The organism is Treponema berlinense (assembly GCF_052273165.1).
In the GTDB taxonomy this organism is placed as follows: Bacteria; Spirochaetota; Spirochaetia; order Treponematales; family Treponemataceae; genus Treponema_D; species Treponema_D berlinense_A.
Map to the genome: position 1 here is coordinate 40,374 of NZ_DAVZIU010000017.1, position 6,768 is coordinate 47,141.

The 6,768-nt window shown below is 37.5% G+C and carries 3 protein-coding genes; all 3 read right to left on the reverse strand.

The genetic code is table 11. The features are described from left to right. Positions 1–8: 8 nt before the first annotated feature. The gene (locus tag ACT6XC_RS06970; protein ID WP_443741290.1) at positions 9–2,540 is read right to left on the reverse strand and encodes a hypothetical protein; all 2,532 of its coding nucleotides are present in this window, start codon (positions 2,538–2,540) and stop codon (positions 9–11) included. Positions 2,541–2,605: 65 nt separating this feature from the next. Continuing rightward, positions 2,606–4,498, reverse strand: a complete 1,893-nt coding sequence (locus ACT6XC_RS06975) for an ABC transporter ATP-binding protein (protein ID WP_443741291.1) — start codon at positions 4,496–4,498, stop codon at positions 2,606–2,608. A 19-nt stretch (positions 4,499–4,517) separates the two neighbouring features. Continuing rightward, complete coding sequence (locus tag ACT6XC_RS06980) at positions 4,518–6,251, reverse strand: ABC transporter ATP-binding protein (RefSeq protein WP_443737614.1); 1,734 nt, start codon at positions 6,249–6,251, stop codon at positions 4,518–4,520. Between the last annotated feature and the right edge of the window lie 517 nt (positions 6,252–6,768).

Genomic DNA, 6,768 nt, shown 5'->3' on the forward strand with positions numbered 1-6,768 from the left:
TCGCAAAATCAATCCGCTTCAAAAATTGTTTTTAAACCAGCCTTGATTTTTATTTTTTTGCCGTCAATGTGGATTTTGCCTTTTTTCTTTTCGATTTTTGAAATTCCAAAATACTTTCTTAAAAAACTTTCGCTTTTTGCCGTGATATAGAAATTTACATTGCATTCAAAATCGGTTTTATTTTTTTTGAGCGAATGCATTGCCTCTTTTTCAAAATTTTTGAGTTCAAGAATTACGTATTGCTCAACTTCGCCAGATTTTTTTTGCGTGTAAAGGACAAATCCTGGATAAAGAGGAAATTCTTTTAAGCGCAAAAGCCTTCCTTTTCTTTTTTCCTGAACAATCTGACCTTTGTATTCATCTTTTACGCAAAGGCTGTCGAAATATTCTGAATAATCGTTTTTGTATTCTGGTAAATTTTTGACAGCTTGATTTTTTTCCAGTTTTTCGAGAATTTTTGAATATTTTTCGGCGCGCTGGACTGCAAGATTTATTACATGAGGATACAAAACGCTCATATATTCATAATTCAGACCGTAACTGTCAGCATTTGTATTAAAAATGTCGCCAGAATGCATTGAAACGGTCTTTATTTTTGGAAAGTCAATTTGATTCAAAAAAGTAACGGACAAAACTAAATCCGCCAGGTTCCATTCCCAGCGGGATTTATTTGTATTGTGGCGGTATCCGTTGTAAACTTTCATCTGTCCGCTCAAAAGTTTTGCATACTGACTGTTGGATTCTGCCGTCTTTTTGAGGTTTTCAGTGTCCTGTGCAGTGTAGACGGCTTTTTCAAATGTCATTTCCGGAAGATTGAATACCTGCAGGAACGGATTTTCGTACATGTAAACAGCTTTTAAGGCGCTAGGATCGCCTGAAATTCCGCTTTTGTCCATAAAAATTTTAAATTCGTTTGCAGAAAGAAGGCCTTTTGAGTTTTTCCAGTTTAATTCCAAATAATTTTCGGTTGCTGAACTTTTTACACAAAAAGTTTTTCGGTTTATTCCGTCAAACATTTTTTTCAGGAGCTCTGAAAATTCTTCATGTTCACAGTTTATGTCTTCTTTTGAAAAATCTGGCGTAACAAAAAAATTCTTTGGAACTCCGTCTTTTCCAGGATCAAAGCGTGGCATATAAGTCCACATTTCTACGTCATAGAATTTTATTGACTTTGATTCCTGCCAACCGTCTTTTTTCATTGTTATTTTTAAATTAAAACTGCCTTCGTTTGCAAGCGTAAAATCTTCAACCTGAACACTTAAATTTTCGAGATTTTTTCCGTTTTCAAAAACACTGCCCTTAAAAGCGTATTCGCAGGATTCTCCCCATTCCGATTTTCCGCCCAAATAATCCTGCTCAGTAAAAAATAAATTGCATTTTGTAAAAGTCCATTCAGTGTCAAAAATCTGTTTTGAATAAAATCCTCTATTGCCTTCAAAATCCAGTCCTGCAACGCGAAGTTCCCGCGCGGAATTTCCATGTCCGTTTTGGTGAATTGAAATGAATTTTGTAAGGCGGGCTTTTCCTTCAAGTTTAATATTCGGCTGCTTATACCAGTCTTCTGCTGGAAGTCCCCAGCTTTCAAAATTTGAGCGGTATTCATTTCCTTTGAATTTTGACTGGTACGGTTCGTAAGTATATTTAAAAAACATTGGATCGCAGCCCATAGTGTCAAAATCAATAAGCCTTGTGTACATTGAGCCTTTGTCACCGATTATAAAATTTGTCGAAGCCGAATTGCTTAAATTTACGGCGATAAAACGTCCGTTTTTTGGAGTTAAAAAAGTTTTTGAAAGGTCGGCAGGAAGTCCTGAATCTGTAAAGCGAATCTCGTTTCCTTTTTCTGTCAGAAAATAGATTGTTTCAAGTCCCATTGTGCCAAAATGATGCTCGTTCTTAAAAATATCTTCGTGCCAAAGGACATCTTTTCGCCTTGCTCCCATTGCCCAGGCCCGATAATTGTTTACGACAATTCCCGGCTTAAAAACCACACTCTCTGGCCACCCGTAAAGATAAATCCAAGTGAACGGTTTTACGTAAAAAGGACTTGCAGCCGTTTTTCTGACTTCTTTTTCTGTGTAAGTTCTGTAAAGCCTGCCTTGCTCATCAAAAACAAAGACACAGTTTGAATCTCCCGAAATTTCTACAACTGACTGCGCACCTTCTGGAAGTCCTGTTTCACAATAAAGTTTCCATAAATTTTCGGTTTTCGGTTTAAACAAGAGTTTTCCGTTGCGAATCATAAATTCGTAATCTTTTGTAAAAGTCTGTGTCCGCGTTTTTATAAAAATATGCTCAGGATAAGTTCCATTTATGCTCTGTTCGGAAGAATTGTCCTGCAAAAAAAGTGAATCAGGAGCGTTAAGCAAATTTTCGATAGATTTATAAAATTTTCCGTCGGCAGAAAGAGATGCATACGTTGCCTGAGGCGTCTGGCAGGATGAAAAAAGCAGAGCTCCAAAACTTCCTAAAACAAAAGGAACAAAGACAAAATATAAATTTAAAAGTTTTTTTGACAAATTTTTGCAGTATTTTCTCATAGGCACTGAGTTTAACACAAAACCACACTGCATTAAAGCGTGAAAATTTTGATTTTGCAGGAATTTTAATTCAACTCGAATGCACCAGTATACAACTGATAATATCTTCCATGTTTTTGCAAAAGTTCATCGTGAGTTCCATGTTCAATTATAGTTCCTTCTTCCAGAACTATTATACAGTCTGCATTGCGCACTGTCGAAAGTCTATGTGCAATTACAAAGACAGTGCGTCCTCTCATAAGCTGATCCATACCTTTTTCGATTAAGGATTCTGTGCGGGTATCAATTGAACTTGTCGCCTCATCAAGAATCAAGACTGGAGGATTTGCAACCGCAGCCCGTGCAATTGCAATCAGTTGACGCTGACCCTGGCTTAAATTTGAGCCATCGCCTTTTATAACAGTGTCAAATCCCTGCGGAAGATGGCGGATAAATGAATCGGCATTTGCAAGTTTTACCGCGTCATAAATCTGTTTATCCGTTGCTTCAAGGTTTCCATAGCGAATATTTTCGAGAACTGTGCCCGTAAAAAGGTGAACATCTTGCAACACAACAGCAATTGATTGTCTTAAATCCTGTTTTTTTATGTCATTTAAAGGAATTCCGTCATATGTAATAGAGCCAGAACCTTCTTCAATGTCGTAAAACCGCGTCAAAAGATTTGCAATCGTCGTTTTTCCAGAACCAGTCGAACCAACCAGAGCGATTTTTTGTCCTGGTTTTGCGTGCAGACTGATTCCATTTAAAACTCTTTTGCGACCGTTGTAAGAAAAATCGACTTCCTTAAAAACGACATCGCCACGAAGCAGTTTTAATCTGTCGAGTTCCGGACAATGCCATGCCCAGGTTCCTGTCTGTGCAAAACTTTGAACAAGAACTTTTTCGTCTTTTTTAAATTTCGCTTCGTAAGCATTTACCAAAGAAACAGTTCCATTGTCTTTTTCTGGCTTTTGACTTATTGCGGCAAAAATTCTTTCTGCTCCTGCAAGAGCGTTCAAGATTGAATTGAACTGCTGGCTCAACTGGCTGAGCGGACGGGAAAACTCTCTTGTTGACTGTAAAAAACTTGCAATCGTTCCCAAATCCATGTATCCAGTAATTACGAGAACTGCGCCCAAAATAGAAATCAAGGCATACTGAAAATGAGAAAGGTTATTCATGATCGGGCCAAGAATATTTGCATAAGTTGACGCCTGAGTTCCAGATTCGCAGAGGACTTCGTTCAATTTTGAAAAATCTCTGTTTGCCTGTTCTTCCCGTGTAAAAATTTTTACAACATTCTGGCCTTCAATCATTTCTTCTATATAGCCGTTTATTTTGCCGATATTTTCCTGTTGAACACGGTAAGCCTTTGCGCTCTTTTTTCCGACTGTCGCGCTCAAAAGCATGATTCCTGCTACTGTCAAAACCATAACGGCAGTAAGCGGAATACTTAAAAAAAGCATCATGCAAAAAATTCCTGCAACCTGAAAGATTCCCGTCAAAAGCTGAGGAATACTCTGACTGAACATGTCGCGCAAAGTGTCCGTGTCGTTCGTATAAAGCGACATTAAAACTCCGTGCGTATGTGAATCGTAATATCGCAACGAAAGTTTAGACTGATGGTTAAAAAGTTCGCAACGGATTTTGTAAAGCGTTGAAGTCGAAATTTTTAAAAGAAGTCTTTGGGTTAAAAAAGACGAAATTGCGCCAATAGCGTAAATTCCAGCTATTTTCATTATCAAAACAGCAAATCCTGCTAAATCGGGATTTTGTTTTCCCATAAGAGGAAGAATATAATTATTTACGGCAGGTTTTAAAAGATATGCACCAGCAACTTCTGCTCCTGCCGACAAAATTATGCAGAAAAAAAGAAGAGGCAGCAAAAATTTAAAAGCTTTCATGTAAGAAAGAAGCCTCAAAACTGTTTTTACTGTGTGATTAGGCTTTTGAGTGCCCCGAATTTTTACAGACGACATCTATTTTTCACCCCGATTTTTAGTTTTTGCTAATTTGAGAATCGTAAATTTCTTTATAGACTTTATTGTCTTGCAAAAGCTGACTATGAGTTCCGATTCCAGTTATTTTGCCTTCATCAAGCACAACAACAAAGTCCGATTCCTGAACCGAAGCAATTCTCTGCGCAATTACTATTTTTGTGGTTTGAGGCAGACAATTCCTTAAAGCGGCACGAATTCTTGAATCTGTTGCGGTATCAACAGCGCTCATCGAATCATCCAAAATCAAAATTTTCGGATTTTTTAAAAGTGCGCGCGCAATGCAAAGACGCTGTTTTTGTCCTCCGCTCAAGTTTACTCCGCCTTGTCCAAGCTCAGTTTTGAGGCCGGCTGGAAGCTCCGAAATAAAATTGAACGCATCTGCAACCTGACAGGCCTGCTCGATCTGTTTTGGAGTTGCATCTTCGTTTCCCCAGCGTAAATTCTGTTCGATTGTTCCGCTAAAAAGCACATTTTTCTGTAAAACCATTCCGACAGCACTGCGAAGAGCCTTGTAACTGTAATTTTTTACATCGGCTCCGCCAACTTTTACGCAGCCATAAGTGCAGTCGTAAAGTCGAGGAATAAGAGAAACCAGAGTTGATTTTGAAGAACCAGTTCCGCCGATTATGCCGACAGTCGAACCTGAAGGAATTTTTAAATTTATGTCTGAGAGAACGCAGTTGCCTTTTTTGCCTTCGTAAGAAAAGGCAACGTTTAAAAACTCGATTGAACCTTCTTTGACAGAATTGATTTTTGAGCAGTCAGTTGAGTCATCCTCTTCGGTATTAAACGCAAGAACTTCCATAACACGAGAAATTGAAGCTTTTGAAAGGATAAACTGAACAAAAATCGAACTGAGCATCATCAAACTCATTAAAATCTGAGTTACATAAGTAAGAAAACTTACAAGTTCTCCAGTTTTCATAGAACCGAGGATAACCATTTTTCCGCCAAACCAAAGAGTTGCGATTATACACATATAAATTACAAATTTCATAATCGGCATTGAGCAGATTACAAGTTTTTCGGCACGAACTTGACAATCGCGCAACTGAGCGGCAATTTTTTCAAATTTTTCACATTCAAAATCTTCGCGGACAAAAGCCTTTATGACGCGAATTCCAATCATACATTCTTGAACAAAACTGTTGAGCGCGTCGTATTTTTTAAACATTACCTGAAAGCGCGGATATGCCTTTGCAGAAATAAAAATCAAAAGAAAGGCAAGCAGAGGAATTGCAATAAAGAACAAGAGCGCCAGCCTTAGGTTTATAAAACAGGCAATTATCGTTCCTGTAAGCATCATAAGAGGAGCACGAACCAGACTACGGATTAAATTCTGGTACATATTCTGAAGGTTTGTAACATCCGTCGTCAAACGCGTAACAAGAGAACCTGTTCCAAAATGATCAAGCCCCGTAAAAGAAAAGTTCTGAACTCTTTTAAACAAATTTGCCCGCAAGTTTTTTGAAAAACCATACGAAGCAAGGGAAGCAAGGCGTCCGCCACACACTCCGCATGCAAGCGAAAAAAGTGTGCATAGAACCATAAAAATTCCTGTACGGACTACGTAATTTATATTTTTTGTTGCGATTCCATTGTCAATTATATGTGCCATTATCAGCGGAATTACAGTTTCCATAACGACTTCGCCAATCATGACAAGAGGAGTAAAAAGCGTAAAAATCACATATTTTTTTTCAAGACCATAAACAATCTTTTTTAAATTCATACGATTATACATTATAAGTATTATCAAAATTTTATAAATGTAAAAATTTGTTTTATTTAAAATGATAACAAAAACAAAATGCGGAAGAGATTGGAAGGGTGAGAGCAAGCGAAAACAAATGCAGGCGTTCAAACGCAGGCGTTTGGTCGGAGGCAAATGTGAACTGAACCCATTTTTTTGGACAATTTTGTACTCCTCCTTAAGAGTATCGAAGGCAAATTTTATATAATTTTTAGACCTTACCAATATTTCTTGTCTGTATTACAGTAAGTAAGAAATGTAATGAGGGTTGTAAGGAACTTGCAAATGTAACTTCAAAAGAACAAGTAACAATTTCTCTTTCTATAAGGAATTCCTTAAATCTCATAACTAATAGAATTTTGTCGAAATTTGTGGTATACTGAATTCCGCTTATTATCTATATAGAAGAAGATAGGAGTCGGTATGGTTTTATCAAAAAAGCAGATGACTGAAGAAGATATTAAGTTGCAGTTTATTACACCTGCAATTTTGGCAA

Excerpts from the sequence above, each read along its gene's own strand:
- ACT6XC_RS06970 (WP_443741290.1), bottom strand. The coding sequence starts at position 2,540 with ATGAGAAAATACTGCAAAAATTTGTCAAAAAAACTTTTAAATTTATAT.
- ACT6XC_RS06975 (WP_443741291.1), bottom strand. The coding sequence starts at position 4,498 with ATGTCGTCTGTAAAAATTCGGGGCACTCAAAAGCCTAATCACACAGTA.
- ACT6XC_RS06980 (WP_443737614.1), bottom strand. The coding sequence starts at position 6,251 with ATGAATTTAAAAAAGATTGTTTATGGTCTTGAAAAAAAATATGTGATT.